Origin of the sequence: Legionella hackeliae (assembly GCF_000953655.1) — a bacterium.
In the GTDB taxonomy this organism is placed as follows: Bacteria; Pseudomonadota; Gammaproteobacteria; order Legionellales; family Legionellaceae; genus Tatlockia; species Tatlockia hackeliae.
This window is the reverse complement of the sequence record NZ_LN681225.1, coordinates 1,779,142-1,802,232: the sequence shown is the minus strand read 5'-3', so window position 1 is coordinate 1,802,232 and position 23,091 is coordinate 1,779,142. Positions and strand designations below refer to the sequence as shown.

Sequence of the window (23,091 nt, the reverse complement as noted above, 5' to 3'; positions counted from 1 at the left end):
GTCTTGCTATGAAAATTACATTCATTTCCACTCAAAATTTTGCAGTACAATTGGAGCAAAAACTGCAAAATAACAGCGATACGGTTTTAGATTTGTCGAATAATCCCTTGGGCAAGCGAAAAGAGCAAGAGCTGTTGGATATTGCAAAGGTTTTAATTCCAAGCCCAGTGACTACCCTCAATTTATCCCAAACAGGCCTCCATTTGTTAAAGCCTATTGATGTATTGCTTCAATTTCTTAGAAATCTTAAGAGCACAAAGGTTGTTAATATTGATTTATCAGGAAATTGGTTAGGCACTCAAAAAACAAATGAAGATTTAAAGCAGATTGTTCAAGCATTAATAGAGGCTGGTGTTGAGGAAATCAATTTTTCCAGTAATCAATTCGGCAAGGTGGATATAAAAACGCTTCAGGAAATATTTACCATTCTTAATCAGAAGCCTATATCTAAAGTTTATTTAAATGGTAATCAATTCGATAGCTTAGGCGGTGCGCATTTTGTTGCTGATTTCTTATTTAAGACGTTGGAAACTAAAGCAATACTCACAGACAATGATTCATTTACCCAGCAAGTTATTACACGAATAAATTTGCTTCATGAGGCCAATAATCCGGAATCATGTATTCCAGCTCTGCAATAAATTTCAATATTAGAGCGCATAAACGGAAAACAACAAAAGGAGTTGAGCGTGAAAAAATCAGCGTTAGCTATTCGTAATGTATCTTCAATAGTCCCTGATGAAATTGAGGCGATTATGAGGCTTTCGGGTTTGGATAAAACCATTGCTATTGATCCCCATGCTTTAGAACCCGTTAGAGAATTGCAAACTAAACTTGCCAATGATGAAAAAATAACCGCTGAATTAATAAAAAAACAAGAAGTACGCGATTATTTGTATGAAGCGATTAAAGCAAAGACTGGAAATCATGTCATTCTTCACCTTGATCATGATAAAGAAGATGCAGAAAGCTATATTTTGAATAAGCTTGATAAAATGAAACAGAATCAGCATATCAATGTTCTTTATCTGGGAGGAGGGCATGGTGGTGGTCACAATGGTCTTGTTGATGAGGAAACGAATGGTTTAAAAAAGAAGTCTGTTCTTGCCATAGTGAAGAGTCTTCAGGATAAGGAAATTACTACAGGGGCTGCAATATTAGGCTCCTGTTACAGTGCTGCATTTACCAATCAATTTAGAGATTTTCTTATTAAGGAAGGCACTATGCTGACGGATTCGGTAGAGTGCAATAACAATGGGTTTACCAATGTTGTTGATTGGGCTACTGACGAGGCGCGAGAGGCATTTTTTTCCGCAGCAGATATTGATGGTTTTATAGTTAAACCGGGTGATATTCGTGCTAAATTTAATGAACTTGTAGGAGTTAATCCTGAATTAGAGAAGAAATATCTTCTTGCAGCCTATGCTGATTATACAAAAAAAGACATAAATACTTTCGATTATGAACAGGTGAAATCTGCCCTGCAGGTTAATAAAGATCTTAATTGCGAAGTATTAAATCATCGTACTGATTTATTTGATAAAGAGCTCATGGCGTTGGCAGAAGAAATAGCAGCCTTAGATGACGTGAAAGCGAGCACGGTACAACCAATTATCGCTAAATACCCAAGAATTAAGGATTACACAGAGCATTTATTCAATTCAATTATTTTTGAAAGTAATCAACAAACGTGTATTGACAAGCTTTCTCAAGAAATTGAGGCATTTGGAAATGCAAAGCAACCAGGTGAAGACGATGATATCAGTGAGGAATTATTTAAATATCTGGACACTAAATTTCAAACGTCTGAAGAAAAGAATTTTTTAGAAATTGCCAAGCATCTCTGTAAAATTGATTATGCTCAAACACTTGATGAGTTTAAAACATTTTCAAATAATAATTTGAAGAATTATATGTCTCAACATTATAGTCCGCTGGATAGTTTGGGGCCGCAGATCAAGGTTTTTGCCAGTGAGGATGATGTTTATCAAAAGATAGCGCAAACTCTTCAACGAGATACTCTGACATCAAAAGTAATTAGCACGCCTACTGAAAGTTTATTACTAAAATTAAGTGAAATGACTGGAAAGCCAGCGCATGCCTGTGCAGATGCCTATAGCAGAATTGAAAAGGTTATCGCTCTTCTTCAGTCTAATCAATTGATAAATGTACACACAGAAGAGGATGTCAGGAAGTTTAATCAAATTTTGATGATGAATGATTTCAATACACGTTTTGCACAAGCAATGGTGGCTTCACAGAAAGTGGTTGAAAAAAATGAACAAGATGATGTGCAAGTTGCTGTAGTTATTGAACATAATCATGATTATAAAGATAAATTTAACGCCTTAAAGGCAACAATATCTTCAGATAATGTGGATAGTGATGAAGCAGTGGAAGCTGATGGAGAGGGAATATCTATTTAAAGTATCAATAAGGGCAGTCAGTACTGAAGGGTTGGTTTATAAATTCGGCAGGGGATAAAGCACATTGTTTAATAAAAATATTGACTATGTGCTGAGCAACATAATGTGATGTTTGACTTCCGCCATGACCGTCATAAACCCCTAAAAGAATTGGTTGCCCAGAGGTGATAGTTTGTATGGCAACGGAAATGTTATCCCATGAGCGAGATTTTGCAGTTTGTACTAAGTGTTTGGCAATTTCTTTTTCAGTTTTCTGTCCTGGTTTGCCCTGATTAAGGCTAGACAATGCTCTGGCAAGATAATTTTCATGTTCTGCTTTAGTCTCACCTCTGGCGGCATCTGTAAAACCATCACAGGTTGTAATAATCTGTAATTTTTGAGCAAGTAGAGCATCTAAATTGGTTATATCAATTGTGGCATTGGAAGAAATAAGTTTTTCTGCCTTATTTATACCTCGTATTCCAAAATCACCAATCGCTCGAGATACGGCTAGAATGCCATTGACTCGATGAGCAAAGCCGTCATAGGTAATAAAACCTCCTTGTTTTTTTACACGAATTTGTTCAGAGCGTAAATTGGGTTTATGGGTGAGGGAATTTAAGCGTGTTACTCCTGTGATGTGTCCTTGTGGATCATAACTCACGAGAAATGCAGCTGCATCTGCTAAGGTCGCTGTGATAAGACTGCAGCATCCGTCATAGATCGTGGTTGAGGCTGTAGTACCACTTTTTTCTGATAATGATCTCACCTCTTCATCAAGTTGTTTATAGGTTGTCCATAAACGTTTTCCTATTTCTTGAGGAGTTAGGTTTGTCAGTGTATTTTTTTCAAGAACGCACCAGGCTAAAGCATCTTCTTGTGTTGGGCGCACATGGATAGTTTCAAAGCAGCCAAATTTATAGTCTTTGTTCTCTTTCTCTACATCATTTTTTTCAGGTAAGGAAATAATCTCAATCATTATTATTCTCGTGAGACCTTGTGTTAGCTACTAATAAGTGTAGAACTTGCCCGATAAGAAAAGTAAATTTTTTATCACACAATAAAAAATTTATGCAAATAATATGCTGATTAATTCCTGGTACCCAAAAAATGCACTACTCTTATAAAGTACCTCTTTATTGGATAGAGTTATGAAAAAATCGAATGATGCTACAAAAGAAAGTAAAAAAAATAAGAAAATTTCAAAAGAAAACCTCAAAAAGACCTCCGGTGGCAATCGACGTGAGCCTCGTGAGTTGCCTGGTGTGATACTACCAAATGACGATCTTATTACAAGATTACGTAATCTAACTCGGAATAAATAAACGTTGGATCAACGACTATTCTCGTGTTCCTGCGTGCCTCGGTTTGCCCGAGGCATCCATGGAAAAGTTAATTAAAATAGCGTCGATACAATACTAAATAAGTGCCGTCATTTTCCAAGTCAAGAAGATATTTGTTAATAATAGCAACAAGACCCTCTTTGCTTTTATTAGCCATAATGCCATAGCCTGAGCTAATTGGTTTACCCACGGACCTAAATAGATTGCTGTTGTTTGCAACCCAATATTGAACGATGCCGGCATCTAATAATACTGCATCTACTTTGTTGTCATAAAGTGCTTGAAGAACGTCTTCTACATTTTTATATTCCAGAACTTGGGAGGAGTGGCCAAATTGAGCATGAATCCATGCTTTAAAAATAGTTCCTTCCTCTATTCCAACACGTTTACCTTTGATATCACTAATCGTTTTAACTGAGCTGGATACTCTGGTTGCATATTGTCCTCCGCCTGGAAGATAGGGAAGGCTAAAAATAAAATCTTTTTGTCTCTCTGGGGTGATAGAGATTGATCCTATTGCTAAATCAATATGGTTAGTCAGAGTTTCACTAAATAATTGGGGAAATGTAAAATTTCTAAACAAGCATTCAAGTTGCGCGCGACGACATATTTCTTGCATTAAATCGATTTCAAAGCCAGAGAAATGCTCTTTCTCGTCAGCCGGTATACCAAAGGGCGGATTGTAACCAGATATGCCAACAAGTATGGGTTGAGCAAATAAATGAAAGGGGCACCATAGAAAAATCAGAAGAAGAAGTATGTGCATAGAGCTTCCTATCTCATTTATTGTTCATTTTAGACCAATTACTGAATAAAAACAGGAAGTTTAAATAGGGTTTCTACGAACGCAGTGAAGCAATCCTGGAGATTGATTAAAATCTGGGTTGCTTCGCACCGCTCGTAAGAGATAAGTCTGATATTGGTTAAAACTCAAGCTTGCCATTCATAGTTGCTTCTTCATTCAAGCCTAAATTAACTGGCGTGTAGCCTGCACGAACAAAAGCAGCTTTGAATTGTTCAATTAGATAATCTGGTGCATTTTCTCTGTCATTATTCTGACTTTTTTTACTGCGATGGCCTCCACCATGCATGGTCACAGTAGCTTTTTCGCAGGCTTTTGCGAGTGTTTCTTCAGGTATAAGCAGATGCGCATAAATATTTTTTATCTCAATTCGACAGCGATTTGCACCAGTGGTAGTAAGCGTTCCGCCAAATGCTTGAGTAAGATTTACTAAGGCTCTTAGATTAATTGAGTCATACGGTATTAGCTCAAAAACTTTTAAATAGGTATCTACATCGTTTTTACCAAGATTCAATACATTGCGCTTCGTTTTTACAACTGGAATTTGTGGTTTAGTTGTATCTTTCCTAGCAAATATTGAGAAGTCAGTCACACTAGAATAATCATCAGTTATATCTTCCTCTTTGGTATTATCATTGGAAATGCTTACGTCCTGCTTTTTATCTGAACAAGGACTAGTGGCCTCAAGATCGGATGAAAGAGGTATTGTTGATGAGATTTCCGATGATGGTATTTGGCTTTTTAATTGTTCCGAAATGATATCTGAAGTGACTTCAGAATCACTTGATGGATGACCCACCAATGAGATTACTTTTGGAGTTAGAGACGGAGATGATTCTAATGATTGATGTATTTTTTCCTGAGTTGATTCTAATTGAGCTTGAACGGTTTTTTTCGGTAACCCTTCCTCGGGTGACTTTACAGTGGGTTTTAACTCTAGACTTGCAGCTATTATAGTGTTTTTCTTTTGCCTCGCTTCTTGCATCATCGATAACATTCTTTCTTCTAAACGATATCTAATTTTCATTGTCTCAAAGAGAGCTAGATAGCTTGTTTTGAGATCAATACTCACCTGCAACGTCTTAATGGAGTTAGTTGTCGATAAATACTCTCGTGCCAGCAACAAGTATTCTTTTTCAGCAGTGACTTCTCTTAAAAATTTTTCGATCTTAGGATGTATCCCACGTAATGCCTCATTTGTAGGCGTAAACCTTGTTAAGTTACCCATGCTCTTGAACTCGGTATCATCTATAAATCTAAGGACTAAAGGATTGATTTCTGGTTTTAAAACTTTAAGCATCTCAGACATGATAATAGTTTCAGTCATTAGGGGCGATTTTGCACTCTTGGTGTTAAGGATTCGCATTGTTTCTTTCACTTTTTTCTTCAGTTCTTTTCCTTCATACAAATTAGATAATAACTCTTCAACACTTTTTGAGTTTGTCTGGGCAATTCCTAAGTACCATTGTTGTAGAGTAAAATGAATAGTTAAATAAAGGTTATCCAAATTATTACAATCCTTTGCAAGTTTTTTAAGACGTTTAAAATCTGCTATATCAGAATCAATGTGCTGTATAACATCTTGTTTACGGCGTTTTAAATCTTCGTCTGGCACTGGCTTAATTAATGAAGTGGGGACTTGAGAAAGATCAAGAAACATTGAAATAATAATTTCAAAAACTTCATGCTGACTAGTATTAGTTTTACTAAGCCTTTCCTTTAAAAATTTATTGTACTCAATCTGAGCTTCAATAGTCTTTTGGATGTGCTCTAAAGAAGATTTTGCGGTTCTAACAGTACTAAGCTGCATAGTTGCCGGGAAAAATTGAATATTCGATTTAAGCATAAGTATTAACTCAGGAAAAAAAAATTTATTCTAATCTTTAAATATTAAAGAAATATTAAATTAATAATCTATTTGATTTTAATTAGTTCATATGGTGTTTTTACTTTTCAATTAATGCTATGTTTTGGCAAGAACAGAGGCGGATTCAGATTATCGTGATTAACCTGCCAGTTAGATGGTTTTAAATCAAGCAAAATGGGCATGATTAAAATTGCGGTAAGATGGGAAAGCTATACTTAATAATAGGCCCTTTATTGAGTTTATTCCTATGTTATTTGCACAAAAATTAAAATCCTATTTTGCTAACATCGCTCTGAGATCACCAAAACTCTCTGATTTTGCGGGGGCTGCAATTGTAGCGGCAAAAAAGCACGCGCGAGCTAAAAAAAATGATGTGTTTGATTGCTTCGTTATTCCCCAGAAGCCTTTTTTGCAAGCCATTGCACAATTAAACGATAAAAATATTAATAGGGAGAAAGGAATACAGAGTCGTACTCAAGCGTTGGTACGCGTCACCAGTGTTCATTTTACTTATGTTGATATTCAAAATACTAACGGGGAGCTCAGCTTTTTTATTTTGGACGCTGCAGGAGCTCCCGAAGCAGTAGCGCTTTCGAAAGAAATTCAGAAACAACATCCCAATGCTAAAGTTTTTTATTGTCTACAAAGAATACAAAAAGATGGAGAAAGTTGTTTTAATTTTTCGTTATCTCATGCTGAATCGTTTTCTAAAATAAAAGATTGGCATTCTCAATTATCAGCATTTGCAGCAGAAGGTATACTGAAACAGGATATTCAGGGAGATGAGAAACAAGGTCCTTATATTCTTGAAAGAAAACACATACCCATCCAAGCATTCAAACAGGCTCATCGTCAAGAGATAGGCATCAAAGAACTTTTAACTCGTGATGAAGTAGAGACAATGCGCCCGGTGAATAAATATGATGAATCATTATCAAAACATCTTCAGCGACATCAAATTCCGCTAGACAAGCGGTAATTAGCGGCCAAGTGAGTACGATAGATAGTGGGTATATCGATCACAAGTTTGAAAGTTACAAAATATTAGTTAATAAATATATCGATAGCGGATATGGTGAGATAAGTTTATTTCAATTTTTTAAAGAAAATTATTATTGTCGCTCACAAAATTTTTTTGCAGCAAGTTTAGGTGCTGGAGATAAGTTTGAATTATGGGATGAAGCGCTAAAAATCAAATTTATGAAATTCGCGACGAAGAGTCATGCCACTTATTTCCCTATTCTGGACGGTGTTTTTGCTGAAAATCCAAATATTTTAAAAGAATTAGGAGATACACCCATTGCTTGCGTGGCAATGAAAAATGCTGTTGCTTATTTTAATGTAGCCACTATTGCATGTTTGGTTAAAGATGGTGCGTCAGTTGATCAAAAAGATCCGAAAACAGGTTTGGCGCCTGTTCATATTGTCGTAAAAGAATTTCTGGTTGATTCCTATAAAGTGGATGCAATTAGATTTCTAAAGGGAAATGGAGCGGATATTCTGGCAAAAGATAATGAAGGAAAGACCATACTTGATTATCTAGATTTTAACAAAGAAGAAGATATTAAATTGCTCAAGTTTCTTATTGAAATTGAGCCACGCATAGCCATTGAACATCCGCAATTGTTAACAATAAACCTGGATGTAAAGAATCCAATACTCGATTTACTCGGCGATGAAAAGAAAGTATTAACTAGTAATGATTTGCTTGAAAATCTTAAGGGAATTGATGATATTTGCCAGAAATTATTTTGTTTAGACGAGGCTTATAAGAGCATTATAGCGAACGATAATATTTACTCCGCACAACCAAAACACAGGCTTCAATCCTATAATGAAGCCTACAGTGATAGACAGTTAAAGGATATTCAGGCTTTGAAATTTGCTTATTGCGACTTAATTAAATCAGAAGTAGACAAGGGGACTTGCGACAAAGAAAGCTGATTGGATATTACTAAACGTAGTGATAATCCTAGCGAACCACATTTGCTTGATTTCAATCGTACTTGTTACAAATTCTTCGTAAAAGAAACCACAAGTTCTCGCGACTTTGTTGATAAACTACTAAATCGAGAGTTATTGGCCACAAAAATAGGATAATACATGCTAGTAAAAGCGGTTATTCAAAATTTAAGTTTATTACAGTCTTGTCCGAGGTATCCAGAAAGAGAGTCTCCGTGTGCCGAGTACTCAGCACAGGATTCGTGATTTACTGCCCTAAGGAAGGCGTTAATTCAGTTGATAAAGACTCCATTATATCTTCGATGATGCGAGCTGTTTTTAAATATTTTGACTCATTTTTACAATCAAACAGTTCGTCCATAAGCTTTTGACCGTCAATACTATTAATAAAATCTAACTGTTTTTTTGTTGTGACTCGGACAGTGCAATTATCCATTACCCATTTGAATGTGCTAATTGGCTTGGGGCTTTTAAAATGGTTGGGTGTATATTTCATTGTAAAATTCTCTGAAAATAGCAAGAGTCGCGCAGAATAACTTATCAAAGCTTAAGATAGCATTAAATGAGTGGTTTTTTTACAATTGATTTCATTGAAAAGGAAGGGGGGAAGACTCTATAAAAGTGAGATACCTATAAATTATAGGTAGGCAGTTAATTTACTTTGATATGCGTTTTGACTGCTCCCAAGTTTTCAATATATCAGGTCCAAGAAGACTTATTGTAGCCAACTGAGCATTTTTACTCCATCGATTACTACTTGCTTTTCATATAGACTTTAAATTATCAGTAATGGAAAAATAGCTTAATCCAAGTAAATGAGTTTGGAATTCATAAGGAATAAAGGGATGAGTAATTGGTTGATTTATGGGGCAAATGGATATACTGGAAGATTAATAGCTAAAGAAGCAAAATTAAGAGGGTTAAACCCAATTCTTGCAGGGCGTAATGAGCATTCCATCAAGGCACTTGCAGAAGAATTGGGGTTTAAGAGTTGCATTTTTGAGTTAAGCGACCTGCAAAATATAACTGAGCAACTCGCGGATATTAAATTGATTTTAAATTGTGCAGGCCCATTTTCATCTACAGCTAAACCACTGATTAAGGCATGCATTCACTCCAAAACTCATTATCTGGATATTACTGGTGAAATTTCCGTTTTTGAATATGCTCATAGCAAAAATGAATTAGCAGAAGAAGAAAATATTATACTTTGTCCAGGTGTTGGTTTTGATGTTATACCAACTGACTGTGTAGCAGCCAAATTAAAACAAATTCTTCCAGACGCGAATTATTTAGCGCTTGGATTTGATTCTGATTCAGGGATGTCTGCTGGAACCGCAAAAACAGCAGTGGAAGGATTAGCATTGGGAGGAAGAGCCCGAATTAATGGACAAATAAAAAGAGTACCTTTAGCCTGGAAATCTCGCAGGATTGATTTTGGAAGGGGTGAGAGGTTAGCAACAACAATACCTTGGGGTGATGTTAGTACTGCTTTTTACACTACTGGTATACCGAATATTGAAGTGTATATTCCGATTAGTCCCAAACGACTATCGATGTTGAAGAAGCTAAATTATATACGTTGGTTTTTAGGTTTAAGGTGGATACAAAATTATATAAAATCCAAAGCTGCTCAGCAAAGGGGACCAGATACCAAACAGTTACAAAATCAGTTGACTTATGTTTGGGGTGAAGCAAAAAATGCTCAGGGAAATAGTCAAACTATTCGAATTAAAACTGCCAATGGATATGCTCTCACAGTAAAATGTAGTTTAACTGTCGTTGAGCACCTACTTAACACTCAATTGAAAGGGGGTTATAAAACACCCTCCCAAATCATGGGAATAGATTTTATTACTCAATTACCTGGCTATGCTGATTAGCTTAATTGATGTTCTAAATTTTTATTGAATGATGTCACGCGCTATCGGTTCTTGTGGGATGACCGGTGGTGAAGAACTTGATATAGAAATGGTGAAACAAACAGTTTCAGTCGAAGATATAGAGAATATGTATCAATTAAAAACAGGACGTTTATTAGCTGCTAGTTTGATATTAGGTGCTTAGCTTGTCACGTTCAAGAACAATCGAAATTATTTCATCTGGAGGAATGTGGTAACCTGTTAGGAATATCGTTCCAAATTCATGATGATATTATCGGAATTGAGTTGATACAAAAACATTGGGGAAAAAACAAAATGCGGATTTAGAGCTTAATAAGCCTGTGTATCCTGTCATTGCAGGAATGAAGAGAGCAAAGGAAAGACGTGATGAGTTATATTATATGTGCAAGTTTGTGAAGGGAAGAATCTTTTTATAAAGACCATAAAAGCTTTCAAGTTAAAGGCTCATTTACCATGATTTTGTTGGCTCTCGCTGAATAATTCACACGCTTTTAATAATTCGCTTCTGTCAAAGTCTGGCCAAAGAATGGGAGAAAAATAAATTTCTGAATAAGCTATTTGCCATAATAAAAAATTACTTAGTCTAGTATCTCCACCCGTTCTTATAAGAAGCTCAGGCTCTGGAACTGTTTGAGTGACTAAACATCTAGATTTTTGACGCCAACTCTCTTCTTTTAGTAGATGATCAAGTCGTCAAGCCCAAAATGCAAGCATTTCCTCCATGTGTCCAATGATAATTTTAAGGTTTGGATACCTATCAAAAGTCCAGAGCATTAAGCGCAAAACATGACCAACCAATATCTCATGATACTTGGCTATAATTAATCATATGTGTAATTATTTAACGAGCGATGAGATGAAGTCTTATATAAATAATCAGCAAAGCAGCGAGTCTTTTTCATTTCAGAGATCAATGCAACGGATTATGGCAAATATTTTGTTTCCTACGATAAGACGAGATTGGTATGCCTACAAGGGCTATAAAACCTTTGAAGAATATGCCGAAAGTATGTTTTCAAAGAAAGCTATTGGCAATTATGTAGTAAAAAAAGGCTGGGAAAATATTAAAGCTGAACGTAATTTTGTTATGAGTCAGGATGTAAGAGGAAATTTTTGCAAATTAGATAGTATTAGCTTGTCTTCCATAAGTAAAAACGACAAGCTTCCTGGAGATGGAAAACACATTCTGAATTTCCTTGGAAGTTTTCAGTTTTACGAGGGATTTGTACCTAGCATGATAAAACAACAAATAAAATCTGGAGCCACTATTCACGCGTTTAATTACCCAGGTATGTATAGCAGCAGCGGAGAAGTTTTAGAGTTTAATGATTTGGTGAATTCAGGTATTGCCATGGTGAATAATTTATTGCAAAAAGGTATCAAACCTGACGATATTATACTTCAAGGAAATTGCATGGGAGCTGCAGTTGCAGAGGCGGTGGCTACCCAATTTAGAGCTCAGAATGTTCAACTACGCGTCGTAAATAGTAACAGTTTTAAATCTATGAAATCCTTAATTCTCGAAAAATTTCATATACCTTCACTGTTAAGCAATCTTGTCGATAAATTATTACATTATACAGGATGGAAGATAACGCCTGCGAAACAACGGCAAGGAGAGCAGTACAGCCCTTATCATATGATCTTAAGTAGAGCAGGGGATAAAACTATACCTTTAAGAAGTCAAATGATTAGTTCAAAAAAATACAGCAATGGAAATGACAGTCTCTTCGAAAATTATAAAGAAGAATTTAAACTAAAATTAGAACCTCATTTAGAATTGAAACACGAAGATACATTTCTTACAGAAGAGCAACGCAAAGCATTTGCGGAGCTTTCCAAGCTAAGTGGTTCTAAAGTAATTAAAGATCCCCACCTTGCTCCTTCAGAGGGGATGTATTCTGCGCGAGATCAGACTAAGAACTTTTACGATATAGTAAATACTTATCTTCAAATATCCGAAAAGTATATTAATAATCATAAGCAAGTTTTCCCTGCTGGATATATTCCAATGGCTCCATTCATTTTAAAGACAGAAGAACAAGTTATAAGCTATGACGAAGAAAAGAAAATGTCGGCTTTAGCTGATATTATTCAGGCATTGCATAATGACTACTATGAGGAAGAGTCAGAAAACAAATTAACAAGCTTTGAACGAAAAATTCAAGCTTTTGTTAATCATTCTTTTATGTTGTATCAACAGCTTTATAGCGAAAATGTTGCACATGATGGATTTAAGGAATACAGTAATTTCAGTCTTGCTATTTCTCGCATTGAAAAAAAAGGCTCTAATACAATTATGGCTTTGTCTGATGTTCTTGAGGGACACATTAGTCATAAAATGAAACCTAATTCTTATAATCAGTTTGTTGTAGACCTTTTATTAACCTATCTAACTCCCGAAAGAATAGAGGGAAAATCACACGCAACAGGAGAAGATTTACAATTTTTAGTGGAAACACTAAGAACTCTTAATAGTGAACTACAAATTAATGCCATTGTTACGCATCAACAATCTATATAGTCACTTGGTTGGGTTCATGCAGTGGGTTGTATAGCTCGACAAATATTACCACTTAAATGATTTTTAATATTTTGGCTATAATATAAGAACCATAGTTTAATCAGGGGTTATGTATGTTAATTAAATCCTCTTGTAAAGCTAAAAAGTTGGTTCAATCTCCCAAAGTTAAGCAGCTTAACAGAAAAAGGTTCGTGGCTGGAGCAAAAAAATTTGAGAAGGGATGGATAGAAGTCGAATGACAGAAAGAATTGCTCTTCTGCCTGATAAACTTCCCATGTTTTTTAAGGAGAAGGCAAGCAATTTTTGCTTGCTTATTCCTCCTTCTCTAAAAGGACTTATTGAGATTAATCAATGTCAAACTTATGCAAACTTTTTCGTTAAAATACTTCCTCCAAATGTTGTATTAGATGAATTCGTTAAGCATATAGAAGATGACACCGATATTCTTTTTATTCCGTATCAGAGTCCGTTAGTTGATTGTTATCCAGTAGACGGAAATCTTAAACCTAATCAACGATTTGTTGATGTTCTTGCTAATTTACAAACCCCAGTGACTTTTCAAACATTAGAACATATTTTAAATAACATTTATTATACATCAGTCCAGCAACTCGAGCATTCAACTGACATTTTTTTTGATATGCTGTCCGCCGCAGATCATCTTATTTTCACCAACAAAACTTATGGGACCACGGCAACTCTATTTTTTAGAGAAGATTACTTATGGAGCGAAAACATTGGCTTGGTGTTGAAAGGGGAGTCAATTCGCGCACCTTATGGCGAAATTGCCTTAGTATCCACTTTGCTTCGAGATGATATAATTCCATGTTTGGAGATGGAAGGTGAAATTGTCTTTGATAGCACTGTTATTCTTCATTTATTTGCTTTTGAAAAATCATTTCTAAATGAACAGCATAACATGTACCATTCTTTGGCGAAAATCGATAAAAATCCAGTGAAAATTTATGTTAATAATGGAACAGTAGAGAAGGTTATCTCATTAACTCAAAATGATGAGACAGCTTTAGCTTTAGAGCAGTTTTTTTCTCATGATCCTCAATTAAGAAAAATAATTGAAGTGGGGTTTGGTATTAATAAAAGTATTCAACTCTTACCTAAAAACCTTGCAGCAAGCGAGCCTTATGGCGGCATTAATAATTGCTTGCATTTGGGTTTTGGGTCAAGAAAACTTAATTATCATTTAGATATTCTCTGTCCTCAAACTACTGTTTTCACGAATCAGGGTTTCCTCCTTGCCGGTGTTTAATTTACCCCAGAATCCATTCTATGCAGTAGTTTTAATAAAGAGCCAGTTGCGGAGCAACTAGCAAGTGTTGCCTCGATGGCAGCTTAAGCTGGCATCCCGAGTAAGTTGCGTGCTAATGTTTGAAAACCTCGTTATCACACCGTGCGAACCTGGCCCACGCTGCTGGCCTTATGCGTTTTTTGCCAATTTTTACCTTTATTGAAATTAAGGCATTTTACGATCCGCGGCAAAATCTAAAACCAGCTCTTGGTTTTCTTGCGGCTTTTGCCTTTTAAAAAATAGGCTATATCTTTGTCCGATTTCTAGAATGTTTTTAGCTCTTATCGGGTTATCGATGGTGGGCGCAAAAATTTCAAGTCCTATCACAGGAGTGAATATTGACGCTACTAATAGAAGTGCACTGAAAACTAGAGCCGTTATAAAAACTCCTAAACTTATTATAGGTAAAAAAGTAAGAGCAATTGTTCCTGTTATAAGGAGTGGCACATATAACGTTGTAAATTCTTTTCGTTTTTTAGACAGTTTGCCAGATAAATAAATTTTTGTTCATCTTTTATATTATCAAGTTTTATTGTCTTTAGGATATGGGCGCTAATACTATGACTTTCATCAGGTGTGCATTTATCTTGTGGGAGGGATTTAAATCTATAATTATTGATTTGCGCCTGATACAGTAAAAAGCCTAAATACTCATATTCGATACAAGCTGGATATTTATCTTTGTCTTTCAAGAAATCGATAAAGCATTTGTTTTTATAATTGGGAAGAGGAGTAAAGCAGGCGGTGAGTAATTCAAAATATGAAGTTTCTTCATTTAAAAATTTCTTAACAGGCTTTAGTTCATTATCATCAAATTGGGCGCTAATAATCCTATTCATTAAATTTTTATGCAATTCTCTTAAATTCATACGTTTAACTATTTTTATATCTTTGTGTGGCTATATTGCGCACCTAGCCTCTCTATAAGTCAATTTGGTCAGGTGTGCTATCCGTATAAATGAAAAAAAGGATGCAGGGTGGTTGCTATTTTCTCTTCTCCTAGATTCAACTGACTCAGATTCAACTGATTAGTGACTGTGATGAGAGTGTAAAAGTTGGCTGGTCTTATGTGGATGGGAATTTTATCGCACCAGAACCACCTCCGGTTTATAGCCTGCCTTTAATAGAAAGAAAAATGGATGCTCTTTGGGCATCAATTGCTCATGGGAATAATACATTACTAAATTCATTAAAAGACGAACTTGGAGAATGATATGCCATTAAAAACCGGAAGCTCAAAGAAGGTAATCAGTCAAAACATTGCTAAAGAAATAAAGTCTGGGAAGCCTAAAAATCAAGCCATCGCTATTGCCATGAGCAAAGCGGGGAAGTCTAAGAAAAAACCAAGTCCAAATCAAAATACTAAGGAGTGCAACAGCAAAATTGATGTATGGGAACATTTTTTCTAATAAACAAATGGCATTAACTTACACTACTGACGGGGTTGCATTGTTTGAAGTAGTGGTATCAGGTGACCAAGTAAGTTTGCAAGCTGCAATTGATGCTGGCAGTGTAACTTTGCCTGTTGTTGACGGTAACTTTGCTAATTTTGACGGAACTACTGGAAAGATTAAAGACGATTGTTTTCTACCTTCGAATGCTGCGAAAACCCGTGTTGTTATGGCGGGTGCTGCTACAGTAGTAAACAATCTTTCACAATTTGCCGATACTACGGGTACCGTAAAAGATGCAGGCTATAGAATTATTGCCAATACAACAGCGGCTTATGCTGGTGGCGGAACTAATAACGTGTTTGTTGCAACTGGATTAAGCGCTGGAGCAGTAGGGAGCCCCGTTATTAGAACCTCAACAAACTCAGTATCAATAACCAAAGCATTACCAGGAACAAATACACTAGATATTACATTCAGTGCAGACCCTGGAGCAGGAACAACAGTTGATTATATTTATACAACAGCGGCTGCAAGCTAAATAGACCAATAGGCAAAGGAATGCCTATTTTAACTATTGATTTTATCATCGATTAGCTTTGCCCATTCTTTATAGGCTTCAATATTGACATGTATCCCATCCGGTGAATATTTTGCCATTAACCCCTTTTTGGGAGTGGATAAAATAGAATTTAAATCAATAAATGTAAGATTATTATTCATCGCGTAATTTTTTAGCTTTGCATTGAGTTCATTAACTTGAAGATTAATGCTGTAGCAAGCCGGTAATTTTTCAGTGCTGCAATATAATGTTGACTGAACAACTGTTTCTATATTTTGCTGTGTTAATTGATTAATAATTTTAATGTAATTATCAAATGCTTTATCAACAGGAATATGATTTAAAAAATCATTGATACCAAACATTAAAAATGCTTTCTTCGGGTGGGTGCTTAATATGGAATCCATTCTATAAAGAATGGCGGCCGAAGAGTCTGCACTAACGCCTCGATTAGCAATATTTACATTTGCAAACAAATCTGACCATGGCGCAATCCATGTGATTGAATCGCCTATCATCACAACATCAGCGGTTAACTTTGATTCTTTATATACTTCAAGTACGGCGTCACGTGGAAGTTGATAGCTATGGCCAAATAAAGAGTATAGAATTCCTATAGCAAAAATAATCGCTTTCATTTTATCCTTTAATCCGTCTGTAAATATCCAACCACTCATTATTATATATATAGAACGCCAAGATCAAATTGCCTTGGGATTAAAATTGCTAAGTCTGATTATCAAAATAATCAGACTTAAGATTGCTTTTTGTACGTGGATTCAAACAATAAACGCAACTGCCTTAGTCGAAAAGAAAAAACTGTCTTATGGTTTCAGGTTCAATGGGTTCCATTTTAAGTTCTTTCCGAAGTTCTGAAAACTAGAGTATTAAGAATATTAGTTAAATCACCCTTTTTATCTTTTTTGTAGCAAACAAGAAATGCATTGAGTGCAGAAATTATTTTATTAGAGCCAAGTATTTGTATGTCTTCAATAACGTTTTCAATTCCACGTTTTTCCTCTTTGGTCAAATTTGGATTATGAACCCAGCCTGATAAAACACGATGTGCATTTATCAAATAGCTGTGGTTAATTTCTCTTTGGCGCTCTTTTACAGCTTGTTTATCTCTTAGGTAGCTAACTATTCACCATCCCAGAATAGCTACAATAACATTTAAAAAATTTGGTTTTAAAAAAGAGCCCCAGTCAATGTCCATATTCTTTCTCTTTAAGAAACATTGATTAATCAAAATTTACACACTTGAATCTAGTAAAAAACTGGCATGTTCAATTTTTAAGGTAAGTTATTTTAAGTTTTTAGTTAGCCATAAAATTAAATCATCATCTAGAGAATATGCTTGACCCGGCACTGCGAGTTGGTAGTTATAAGTTACACCTAATCCATCTGGTATATAACCTTTTTTTACATAAAGTCGATGAGCAGGTCCATATCCCCCATCAGCTCCACCATACAAACCTACACCAATACCAACAATATTTCCTCGAATGATTGCTTTTTCTTCTGCTATCTGAAGTAACGTACTTCCTATCCCAAATTTTCGAAAATTTGGTAACACATTTAAATCCATAATTTCAGGAATATTTAGCTTTGCAAAAGGGTCATACTGAGATACCCATTTTAAAGTGATATATCCTGCAAATTGCCCTCCTAAGTAAGCTAACCAAATAATTCGTTCTGATTTTCGTTGCTCTTGATAATAGCTATTAAATAAAGAGGCGGGTTTTTGCCAGTTTATTTTTTTAAAAGCATCAACAATAACAGGTATGTCGGATAAGTCTAAAGTTTTTATAGATATTTCAGTTATTGATTTATTCATTTCAATTCATCTTTCAGATGTTCGAACCATTGCAAATCTTCTACTATTTCTGATTGACTCATTCTTTTATTAAATAGCTGTTTTCGGCCGCGACAAGAATGATCAAAATTTAATAAGACTGCAATAAATGAGATTGCGGATTCAAGTAATAAAAGCAATTGCTTGTTTTATCAGTATTGTTTAAAAAATAGAGCTATCTTCTTATTTACTATGTTACCAAGTAATAAATTCTTCATACAAAGAGTCTATAATAATTTTATTATTCTTTGTATAGTAGATTTTTAAATGAAAGGTGCTGAATCGATTACGCCTCAAATCGCGGTGGTTTTGCCAAATGTGGAATACCATAAGCCCCCCTTTGGCCATCTACATCAATTAGACAAAATCGGTATTTCAAATATTTATATTTTGCTTAACGAAGATGAGTTTCAAAAGGCAAATACTGACAAATCAATACTATTTGATAATACGGAACCAAAAACTATAATAGAGCACTATCAGTCTCAAAGCTCCAGGTTAAAAATTCGAGTTGTAAATACTGGCGGAGCAACGATGGAAGAAGAAAAGCTCCATTTTTATTTGGAAAATACTCAGGATCAATATTTACTCAATCTTTTTGTATGTAAAGAGTCTATCCCATTGGTAAATAAAGAATTAAGTGCCACACCTCCAATTGTGGAAACGACAGATTATACTTTTATCCCTTTTTTTAAAAGCACTGATCGAAAAATGATGCCTTTATTCGATGCGCCTTGCTCATCAGCGAAAGCAATCGAGTTATTACAACGTGATTCAAATCCTTGCCTCTGTTATCAACAATCTAACTTCGATGTTTTACATTATCAATGGTTATTTAATATCTTTGTTGAATTAATAGCATTCGAATTAAACTCGACTAAAAATACCGCCTCATCGCAAGAATTAAGCAAATTAATTAAAAACTATAATAAAAATATAATAGCGCTGGAAAAAGCAGAAGAGTCATTTGAAAAAACGCATAAAGAGGCTTATAGAACACTCGATGAGCCTGGAGCCATTTTGCGATGGCAGCATGTTAGAAATGTGACAGCACGAGAAACTCTAGATAACAATTTCCCTAAACTAATTAGTCAACTCATTAGCTTATATGGGGAGGTATTAGCACCTCAAAATAGTTATACTCCTCCTAAGTAGAAAGAAAAATTTCATTAGGAGTTGCGTAGCCTAAATTTTTTCTGGGTCGATTATTTAACTTAATAAATATCTTTATCGGTTACATGTTTAAAATCTGAACCCTTTTTTAAATATTGTCTAATAAGTCCATTCGTATTTTCGTTGAGTCCTCTTTCCCATGATGCATATGGAAGAGCTGAAGCCATCTGTGAAACGGGAGCTGGTTGATTATCGAGTGAATACTCATACTGTGAGTTTACGCCGGGCGTGTAAGGTTGTGGGTATCAGCCACTCGGTTTATCGATATAAGCCGGATAGCCAAGCTGATGAGGGCGTTACTGTGGCATTGCAGGAATAATCCGAACACTATCCGGCGTATGGCTTTAGAAAATTGCTTAAAGTCTTGCGCCGTAAGGATCATAGGTGGAATCATAAACGTGTTTATGGGTATATTGTGAGCTGAAGCTCAATATGCGTCGTAAAGGCAAAGAACGGCTTCCTAATCGCTCACCTGCCCCCCTGAGTGTGCCAGCATCCATTAATCAGTGTTGGTCTATGGATTTTATGTGTGATGCGTTGCTGTGTCAGAACATTTAGCCTAGTAGATCATTTTAACCGTGAAGTGTTGGCTATCGAAATCGATTTAAGCCTGCCTGCGCAACGAGTATTCGCGTATTAGAACGTGTTGTTGCATGGCTAGGTTTCCCTGCTAAATTACGCATGGATAATGGCCCTGAATTTATCTCAAGCACATCAGCAGACTGGGCTGAAAAGCATCAAGTGGTTTTAGGATTTATGAAGCCAGGTAAACCAACGCAAAATTCATTTATTGAGCGATTCAATAGAACTTACCGCACGGAAATATTGGATATGTACGCGTTTAAAAATCTACAAGAAGTCAGAGAGCTGACAGACAACTGGATAAAGGAGTATAACGACGAGAGACCGCACGATTCACTGAATGATTTAACACCTGGCAAAAAATAAGACAATGAACTCTAATTTAGGTTGCCACTAAAGATGGGAGCTTTACAATCTGCCCTGGTTCTTTTTGCTATCTCTCCCAAAATTTTGGGCCTAATACCGCATGAGTATCCGCGATAATTGATCAAACTCAACCATTTCATCCATTGTGCCTATTCAGCCGGGGCTAATTCGCCGGACCATCATCCCAATGGCGGATAATTTTATGAATGCTTCGCTACTTTTTGGCAAAAACTCATAGTCTTTACTTAAACGTCGCTGGTAATTCATCCAGTCGAAGGTGCGTTCAACTATCCAGCGAAATTTCACAATTTTAAAGATCTTCCGAGGGCGTTTAACCACCGTCGACACGATATCGAAAAAAGAGAGAGCCCAGTCAATCAACTTATTTCCAGTATAACCACCATCAGCCCAAATAAGCTTGATGCTACCGAAAAAAATCATCAGCTAAGCAATGACTAGTCTTACGCCAGCTCTGTCTTGAATACCTGCTGAATGCACCATAACCGTAAGCAATAATCGAAGAACATCCACTACGATATGTCGCTTTCTTCCTTTAATTTCCTTGCCACCATCATAACCTGTATCCAGTGTAGGTCCTGCTGTTTTTACCGTCTGGCTATCAATTATACCCGCGCTCGGCTTAGGGTTTCGTCCAACAGATGTCCTTATCTCTTCTCTTAATACGCGCATCATGTCATCTAAAACACCATCACCTCGCCACTGTGAAAAATAATCATAGACCGTCGATTTAGGTGGAAAACATTTCGGTAAGTAGTCCCATTTACGACCGGTGCAAAGGAAGTAAAAAATGGCATTCATTACCTCCCCCATATCAGTCACTCTTGCACGACTTCCCTCTTTTTCTGCAGGAATCAATGCCTTGATGATAGCCCATTGATTGTCAGTTAAATCACTTTGAAAACGCTTCCTCATCCAATTAAATCGCGGTAATCTTCAAATCAGCAGAGCATAATTTGGCATCACATAGTTCGCTATAAAATGATTTTAATTTGAACATAAAAATGGCTTTGATAGAGTTTCCGGACAACCTCTTAATGTCAACAAAGTATCTATGATGAATATGGAGTGAAGCCAGGAAAACTGATCATCATTGGCCATTTCTTAAATTTTGCTCTCATATCCGGCAATAATTTTTACTCTAGAACTAGATCCGCCTTCTTGTTTATTTTTTCATACCTCCAATTTCGCCCTGAATGATATCTTATGTATTAGTCGCCCCATGGGTCGCTCCTTTGCCAGATGAGTATGCTACAGAGGGTTTTAGTTTTGACCAAAACTGTATTGACGACTCATTGAGATTTTTTTGAAACGGGGTCAATGCCTGAGGCTTCAGTGGTGCCGCACTATGAGGGATTTCATCTGGGCCAGGAGCCTCAATCACTATTTGATCCTTTTGCAGATCAGTCATTAAATAATCTTCCTTGATAAGGCGATCGAAAAAAAACTCAATACGATCGTCGCGCTCGCGTTTTCTTGATGGTATCGACGCGTTATTAAGAATTTCTTGGAGTTGTGGCGAGGATTTTCCTGTTATGGAATGGAATGAATTAGGAACCCAATATCTCGGATAACCTGAGTTGTAATGATCATAAAGAAATACTACAAAGCCTGGCGATCTGCTGGTGCCGTAAGCTCCGTTAAATCCATCAAATTTAGATTTTTCATTTCCTGATAGTAACGTATGGCACTTTTGGCATGATTTAATACCACTTGCCACAAAAAGGTATGGAATTTCTTCTTTACTATTTTTTAATAGAGGTAATTGACCCTTAAATTGAGAATAAAATTTATTAACATAGCTCACTAACGTAATTTCAGGATGGGGATTATGGCTTTTTACCCTTTCGCCATGTATTTCTGAATTCTCGATGTAGGTCATATTATCTTGATCTAATAAAGCAAGTACCCAGTTATCTTTTTCAATAATGCTAAGAGCCAGAACAGCACAATCAATGTCATCTTGCACACCAATAATTGTACGCTCAAAGAATTTATACACGTCATCGATTGTACAAGATGAACCGTCATAATGTTTTTTATATCGCCATTTGTCGTTAAATTCCTGTCTTACTTTCTCGTGAGAATATGATTGGGTATGCCCACTGAGTTTGTCTCTTTGCTCATTAATAAATCGAGTTACTGACTCTTTACCTTCTCTTGCGTGAGAGTTCAATTTGGTAACCAAAGACAATTTCATTTTTTGGATAATTTTAGCTTCGATATGATTTTCTGTAGCAAAAAAAAGTTCATCTCCTACAGCTATCACTGCTGTTGAACCAGGTTTGGTATCACGTACATTATTCCTTTGTAGTTCTAATAATAACTCTCTATGAATGAGTCGTGCTAATCGCCCTAGCAATATGTCACGATGTTGAAGAGGTTTAGTTATATCAAGAGTTGTATTTTCATTACTATGAAGAATTTTGGGCATAAAGTTCTTTGAATTAAATAAAATGGGAATTATATATCTGCTATATTATGGAAATATTAAATTGATAGCCAGACGGTAAAAACAGCAGGACCTACACTGGATACAGGTTATGATGGTGGCAAGGAAATTAAAGGAAGAAAGCGACATATCGTAGTGGATGTTCTTCGATCATTGCTTACGGTTATGGTGCATTCAGCAGGTATTCAAGACAGAGCTGGCGTAAGACTAGTCATTGCTTAGCTGATGATTTTTTTTCGGTAGCATCAAGCTTATTTGGGCTGATGGTGGTTATACTGGAAACAAATTGATTGACTGGGCTCTCTCTTTTTTCGATATCGTGTCGACGGTGGTTAAACGCCCTCGGAAGATCTTTAAAATTGTGAAATTTCGCTGGATAGTTGAACGCACCTTCGACTGGATGAATTACCAGCGACGTTAGGCTTTAAAACACCAGCTATGTTATTTTTGTCCGCAATCAAATGATGAGAAGAGTACGGTTGCATTAACAAGTTGAATCCACGAAAAAAACAGTTAATAAAGTTTGATTATACGATTAATCAAATGAAATGGACTCGCCCACTCTAGTACGGCGCCCAA

Annotated in this window: 22 protein-coding genes and 4 pseudogenes; 14 read left to right on the top strand and 12 right to left on the bottom strand. The window is 36.0% G+C overall.

Annotated elements, in window-relative coordinates; all coding sequences use genetic code 11:
* Window positions 1-8: 8 nt before the first annotated feature.
* Window positions 9-641, top strand: coding sequence for a hypothetical protein (locus LHA_RS08065; RefSeq protein WP_045106086.1), 633 nt, complete (start codon window positions 9-11; stop codon window positions 639-641).
* A 48-nt stretch (window positions 642-689) separates the two neighbouring features.
* The gene (locus LHA_RS08060) at window positions 690-2,426 is read left to right on the top strand and encodes a hypothetical protein (RefSeq protein WP_045106085.1); all 1,737 of its coding nucleotides are present in this window, start codon (window positions 690-692) and stop codon (window positions 2,424-2,426) included.
* Window positions 2,427-2,430: 4 nt separating this feature from the next.
* On the opposite strand, the gene LHA_RS08055 is transcribed toward LHA_RS08060, so the two are convergent.
* On the bottom strand, window positions 2,431-3,384 hold the full coding sequence (locus LHA_RS08055) for a PP2C family serine/threonine-protein phosphatase (RefSeq protein WP_045106084.1): 954 nt from the start codon (window positions 3,382-3,384) through the stop codon (window positions 2,431-2,433).
* 172 nt (window positions 3,385-3,556) lie between these two features.
* On the opposite strand from LHA_RS08055, the gene LHA_RS16940 reads away from it, so the two are divergent.
* Window positions 3,557-3,730: a hypothetical protein gene (locus tag LHA_RS16940; protein WP_156413580.1), complete on the top strand. Its 174-nt coding sequence runs from the start codon at window positions 3,557-3,559 to the stop codon at window positions 3,728-3,730.
* Between the two features lie 67 nt (window positions 3,731-3,797).
* Here LHA_RS16940 and LHA_RS08050 read toward each other — a convergent pair whose 3' ends face one another.
* Complete coding sequence (locus tag LHA_RS08050; protein WP_045106083.1) at window positions 3,798-4,514, bottom strand: transporter substrate-binding domain-containing protein; 717 nt, start codon at window positions 4,512-4,514, stop codon at window positions 3,798-3,800.
* A gap of 157 nt (window positions 4,515-4,671) precedes the next feature.
* On the bottom strand, window positions 4,672-6,396 hold the full coding sequence (locus tag LHA_RS08045) for a hypothetical protein (RefSeq protein ID WP_045106082.1): 1,725 nt from the start codon (window positions 6,394-6,396) through the stop codon (window positions 4,672-4,674).
* Between the two features lie 268 nt (window positions 6,397-6,664).
* Between LHA_RS08045 and LHA_RS08040 the strand changes: the two genes are divergently transcribed.
* Window positions 6,665-7,396 (top strand): YopJ family acetyltransferase, encoded by a 732-nt coding sequence (locus LHA_RS08040; protein WP_045106081.1) that lies wholly within the window; start codon window positions 6,665-6,667, stop codon window positions 7,394-7,396.
* Window positions 7,397-7,407: 11 nt separating this feature from the next.
* Window positions 7,408-8,361: an ankyrin repeat domain-containing protein gene (locus LHA_RS08035; RefSeq protein ID WP_045106080.1), complete on the top strand. Its 954-nt coding sequence runs from the start codon at window positions 7,408-7,410 to the stop codon at window positions 8,359-8,361.
* Between the two features lie 265 nt (window positions 8,362-8,626).
* Here the strand turns inward: LHA_RS08035 and LHA_RS08030 are convergent, their stop codons facing one another.
* Window positions 8,627-8,875, bottom strand: a complete 249-nt coding sequence (locus LHA_RS08030; protein WP_045106079.1) for a hypothetical protein — start codon at window positions 8,873-8,875, stop codon at window positions 8,627-8,629.
* A gap of 349 nt (window positions 8,876-9,224) precedes the next feature.
* Here LHA_RS08030 and LHA_RS08025 point away from each other — a divergent pair, with 349 nt between their 5' ends.
* Together LHA_RS08025 and LHA_RS16935 are read left to right on the top strand one after the other, a co-directional pair.
* Complete coding sequence (locus LHA_RS08025; RefSeq protein WP_045106078.1) at window positions 9,225-10,262, top strand: saccharopine dehydrogenase family protein; 1,038 nt, start codon at window positions 9,225-9,227, stop codon at window positions 10,260-10,262.
* 31 nt (window positions 10,263-10,293) lie between these two features.
* Window positions 10,294-10,446, top strand: a complete 153-nt coding sequence (locus tag LHA_RS16935) for a hypothetical protein (protein WP_231861887.1) — start codon at window positions 10,294-10,296, stop codon at window positions 10,444-10,446.
* Between the two features lie 281 nt (window positions 10,447-10,727).
* Here the strand turns inward: LHA_RS16935 and LHA_RS17510 are convergent.
* Window positions 10,728-10,922: pseudogene (locus LHA_RS17510) on the bottom strand (undecaprenyl diphosphate synthase family protein); the annotation flags it as partial.
* A 217-nt stretch (window positions 10,923-11,139) separates the two neighbouring features.
* On the opposite strand from LHA_RS17510, the gene sdbB reads away from it, so the two are divergent.
* Window positions 11,140-12,807, top strand: a complete 1,668-nt coding sequence (sdbB, locus tag LHA_RS08020) for a Dot/Icm T4SS effector alpha/beta hydrolase (RefSeq protein WP_045106077.1) — start codon at window positions 11,140-11,142, stop codon at window positions 12,805-12,807.
* A 235-nt stretch (window positions 12,808-13,042) separates the two neighbouring features.
* Window positions 13,043-14,074: a hypothetical protein gene (locus tag LHA_RS08015; RefSeq protein WP_045106076.1), complete on the top strand. Its 1,032-nt coding sequence runs from the start codon at window positions 13,043-13,045 to the stop codon at window positions 14,072-14,074.
* A 204-nt stretch (window positions 14,075-14,278) separates the two neighbouring features.
* Here the strand turns inward: LHA_RS08015 and LHA_RS17315 are convergent, their stop codons facing one another.
* On the bottom strand, window positions 14,279-14,560 hold the full coding sequence (locus tag LHA_RS17315) for a hypothetical protein (RefSeq protein ID WP_045106075.1): 282 nt from the start codon (window positions 14,558-14,560) through the stop codon (window positions 14,279-14,281).
* Complete coding sequence (locus LHA_RS08005) at window positions 14,545-14,982, bottom strand: hypothetical protein (RefSeq protein ID WP_045106074.1); 438 nt, start codon at window positions 14,980-14,982, stop codon at window positions 14,545-14,547. The genes LHA_RS17315 and LHA_RS08005 overlap by 16 nt, the downstream gene beginning before the upstream one ends.
* 345 nt (window positions 14,983-15,327) lie before the next feature.
* On the opposite strand from LHA_RS08005, the gene LHA_RS08000 reads away from it, so the two are divergent.
* Complete coding sequence (locus LHA_RS08000) at window positions 15,328-15,522, top strand: hypothetical protein (RefSeq protein WP_045106073.1); 195 nt, start codon at window positions 15,328-15,330, stop codon at window positions 15,520-15,522.
* A gap of 7 nt (window positions 15,523-15,529) precedes the next feature.
* Complete coding sequence (locus LHA_RS07995) at window positions 15,530-16,045, top strand: hypothetical protein (RefSeq protein ID WP_231861886.1); 516 nt, start codon at window positions 15,530-15,532, stop codon at window positions 16,043-16,045.
* 29 nt (window positions 16,046-16,074) lie between these two features.
* Here LHA_RS07995 and LHA_RS07990 read toward each other — a convergent pair whose 3' ends face one another.
* Window positions 16,075-16,743, bottom strand: coding sequence for a GDSL-type esterase/lipase family protein (locus LHA_RS07990; RefSeq protein WP_058393225.1), 669 nt, complete (start codon window positions 16,741-16,743; stop codon window positions 16,075-16,077).
* Window positions 16,744-17,369: 626 nt separating this feature from the next.
* Window positions 17,370-17,903: a GNAT family N-acetyltransferase gene (locus LHA_RS07980; RefSeq protein WP_045106070.1), complete on the bottom strand. Its 534-nt coding sequence runs from the start codon at window positions 17,901-17,903 to the stop codon at window positions 17,370-17,372.
* A gap of 285 nt (window positions 17,904-18,188) precedes the next feature.
* Here LHA_RS07980 and LHA_RS07975 point away from each other — a divergent pair, with 285 nt between their 5' ends.
* The gene (locus LHA_RS07975; RefSeq protein ID WP_045106069.1) at window positions 18,189-19,076 is read left to right on the top strand and encodes a hypothetical protein; all 888 of its coding nucleotides are present in this window, start codon (window positions 18,189-18,191) and stop codon (window positions 19,074-19,076) included.
* On the opposite strand, the pseudogene LHA_RS16575 reads toward LHA_RS07975, so the two are convergent.
* Window positions 19,069-19,252 (bottom strand): annotated as a pseudogene (locus tag LHA_RS16575) (transposase); the annotation flags it as partial. The gene LHA_RS07975 and the pseudogene LHA_RS16575 sit on opposite strands and share 8 nt — an antisense overlap.
* Here LHA_RS16575 and LHA_RS16570 point away from each other — a divergent pair.
* Window positions 19,252-20,073: pseudogene (locus LHA_RS16570) on the top strand (IS3 family transposase); the annotation flags it as partial. The pseudogenes LHA_RS16575 and LHA_RS16570 sit on opposite strands and share 1 nt — an antisense overlap.
* A 122-nt stretch (window positions 20,074-20,195) precedes the next feature.
* Here the strand turns inward: LHA_RS16570 and LHA_RS17565 are convergent.
* Both LHA_RS17565 and LHA_RS07960 read right to left on the bottom strand, forming a co-directional pair.
* Window positions 20,196-20,975, bottom strand: a pseudogene (locus LHA_RS17565) (IS5 family transposase).
* Window positions 20,976-21,264: 289 nt separating this feature from the next.
* The gene (locus LHA_RS07960) at window positions 21,265-22,494 is read right to left on the bottom strand and encodes a hypothetical protein (protein ID WP_045106068.1); all 1,230 of its coding nucleotides are present in this window, start codon (window positions 22,492-22,494) and stop codon (window positions 21,265-21,267) included.
* A gap of 60 nt (window positions 22,495-22,554) precedes the next feature.
* On the opposite strand from LHA_RS07960, the gene LHA_RS17660 reads away from it, so the two are divergent.
* Window positions 22,555-22,734, top strand: a complete 180-nt coding sequence (locus LHA_RS17660; protein ID WP_115678705.1) for a transposase — start codon at window positions 22,555-22,557, stop codon at window positions 22,732-22,734.
* The last annotated feature ends 357 nt before the right edge of the window (window positions 22,735-23,091 follow it).

Bases quoted from the DNA above. Each gene is read 5' to 3' on its own strand.
- LHA_RS08025 (WP_045106078.1), top strand. From the start codon at position 9,225: ATGAGTAATTGGTTGATTTATGGGGCAAATGGATATACTGGAAGATTA.
- LHA_RS07980 (WP_045106070.1), bottom strand. From the start codon at position 17,903: ATGAATAAATCAATAACTGAAATATCTATAAAAACTTTAGACTTATCC.
- sdbB (WP_045106077.1), top strand. From the start codon at position 11,140: ATGAAGTCTTATATAAATAATCAGCAAAGCAGCGAGTCTTTTTCATTT.
- LHA_RS08050 (WP_045106083.1), bottom strand. From the start codon at position 4,514: ATGCACATACTTCTTCTTCTGATTTTTCTATGGTGCCCCTTTCATTTA.
- LHA_RS16940 (WP_156413580.1), top strand. From the start codon at position 3,557: ATGAAAAAATCGAATGATGCTACAAAAGAAAGTAAAAAAAATAAGAAA.
- LHA_RS08055 (WP_045106084.1), bottom strand. From the start codon at position 3,384: ATGATTGAGATTATTTCCTTACCTGAAAAAAATGATGTAGAGAAAGAG.
- LHA_RS07960 (WP_045106068.1), bottom strand. From the start codon at position 22,494: ATGCCCAAAATTCTTCATAGTAATGAAAATACAACTCTTGATATAACT.
- LHA_RS07995 (WP_231861886.1), top strand. From the start codon at position 15,530: ATGGCATTAACTTACACTACTGACGGGGTTGCATTGTTTGAAGTAGTG.
- LHA_RS08005 (WP_045106074.1), bottom strand. From the start codon at position 14,982: ATGAATTTAAGAGAATTGCATAAAAATTTAATGAATAGGATTATTAGC.
- LHA_RS08045 (WP_045106082.1), bottom strand. From the start codon at position 6,396: ATGCTTAAATCGAATATTCAATTTTTCCCGGCAACTATGCAGCTTAGT.
- LHA_RS08000 (WP_045106073.1), top strand. From the start codon at position 15,328: ATGCCATTAAAAACCGGAAGCTCAAAGAAGGTAATCAGTCAAAACATT.
- LHA_RS16935 (WP_231861887.1), top strand. From the start codon at position 10,294: ATGTCACGCGCTATCGGTTCTTGTGGGATGACCGGTGGTGAAGAACTT.
- LHA_RS08030 (WP_045106079.1), bottom strand. From the start codon at position 8,875: ATGAAATATACACCCAACCATTTTAAAAGCCCCAAGCCAATTAGCACA.
- LHA_RS08040 (WP_045106081.1), top strand. From the start codon at position 6,665: ATGTTATTTGCACAAAAATTAAAATCCTATTTTGCTAACATCGCTCTG.
- LHA_RS08065 (WP_045106086.1), top strand. From the start codon at position 9: ATGAAAATTACATTCATTTCCACTCAAAATTTTGCAGTACAATTGGAG.
- LHA_RS07975 (WP_045106069.1), top strand. From the start codon at position 18,189: ATGAAAGGTGCTGAATCGATTACGCCTCAAATCGCGGTGGTTTTGCCA.
- LHA_RS07990 (WP_058393225.1), bottom strand. From the start codon at position 16,743: ATGAGTGGTTGGATATTTACAGACGGATTAAAGGATAAAATGAAAGCG.
- LHA_RS08015 (WP_045106076.1), top strand. From the start codon at position 13,043: ATGACAGAAAGAATTGCTCTTCTGCCTGATAAACTTCCCATGTTTTTT.